Raw genomic sequence first — 1,348 nt, forward strand, 5'->3', positions numbered from 1 at the left:
CGAGGGCATGCCGACTGAACCCGAAGCCGGGGCAGCCGGCATGGCCGAAGGCAGGCCGCGTCGGTCGATCTTGCCGCTGGGCGTGGTCGGCAGCTTGTCCAGCACGGCGAAGCGCACGGGCACCATGTACTCGGGCAGGCGATCGCGCAGCCACGCGCGCCAGGCGGTGACGGTCTGGTCGGCGGGCGCCGAGCCGGGGCGCAGCACCACGTGGGCCGTGAGCACGCGGCTGCCATCCGGGTCCGTCGGGGCGGTGACCACGGCGTCCTGGATGCCCGGGTGGGCCATCAGGGCCAGTTCGATGTCACCGGGCTCGATGCGGAAACCATCGACCTTGAGCTGCTGGTCGGCGCGGCCGAGGTAGGTGAGGGTGCCGTCGGGGGCCTGGCGCACGAGGTCGCCAGTGGCGTACCAGCGGGCCGGCACGCCATCGGGGCCGGGCAGGTGGTCGAGGAAGCGCTCAGCCGTGAGGTCGAGGCGGCCCAGGTAGCCCTCGGCCAAGGTGTCGCCGCCGAGCATCAGCTCGCCTTGGGCCAACTCGCTCGCGGCGGTGTGGGGCTCGGCGGCATCGTCATCTTGCACCGGCCGCAGCCACACGCGCACATGAGGCAGGGCGGTGCCGATGGCCGGGATCTGAGGCCACGCGCCGGCATCGCCTTGCAGCTCGAAGGCGGTGACGACGTGGGTCTCGGTCGGGCCGTAGTGGTTGTGCAGCACGGCCCCGCTGAGGCGGCCGAACAGCGCGCGGATGTCAGGGGTGACCTGCAGTTGCTCGCCAGCGCTGACCACGTCTTGCAGCGACAAGGGCAGGACGCCGGCATGCGTGTGCGCGTCGGCATCGGCCTGGGCCAGCATCTGCAGGGCCACATAGGGCAGGTACAGGCGCTGCACGCGCTCCAGTGCCAGCAAGGCGCGCAGACGCGCCGGGTCGCGGCGGTCGGCGTCGTCGGGCAGCACGAGCGTGCCGCCGGTGGCCAGGGTCGAGAAGATTTCCTGGAAGTGCACGTCGAACGACAGCGGCGCGAACTGCAGCGTTCGCGCGGCCTGGCCCAGTCGGGGGTGGGTCACATGCCAGGCGGTCAGGTGGGCCAGCGGCGCCAGCCCCATCGCCACGCCCTTGGGGCGGCCGGTGGAGCCCGAGGTGAACAGCACATAGACCAGGTCGCCATCGGCGGCGTGGGGAGCGGGGCCGGCCGGGCGGGGCGAAGCCAGGCTGGGCAGCGCGTCCAGGCGCGACTGCAGGGTCTCCAGCGCTTCGGGCTCGCCGACCACGGCGCGCACCTGGGCGTCGTCGAGCATGGCCTGCAGGCGGTCGGTCGGGTAGCCCAGGTCGAGCGGCACGTAGGCC

1 protein-coding gene is annotated in these 1,348 nt (G+C 73.0%); it reads right to left on the bottom strand.

What is annotated here, in order from left to right:
• Positions 1 to 1,348, bottom strand: a 1,348-nt coding sequence (locus B2W70_RS09600) for an AMP-binding protein (RefSeq protein ID WP_286745184.1), incomplete at both ends; no start/stop codon positions are given.

Origin of the sequence: Aquabacterium sp. UBA2148, assembly GCF_002328915.1 — a bacterium.
Lineage (GTDB): Bacteria > Pseudomonadota > Gammaproteobacteria > Burkholderiales > Burkholderiaceae_C > Aquabacterium > Aquabacterium parvum.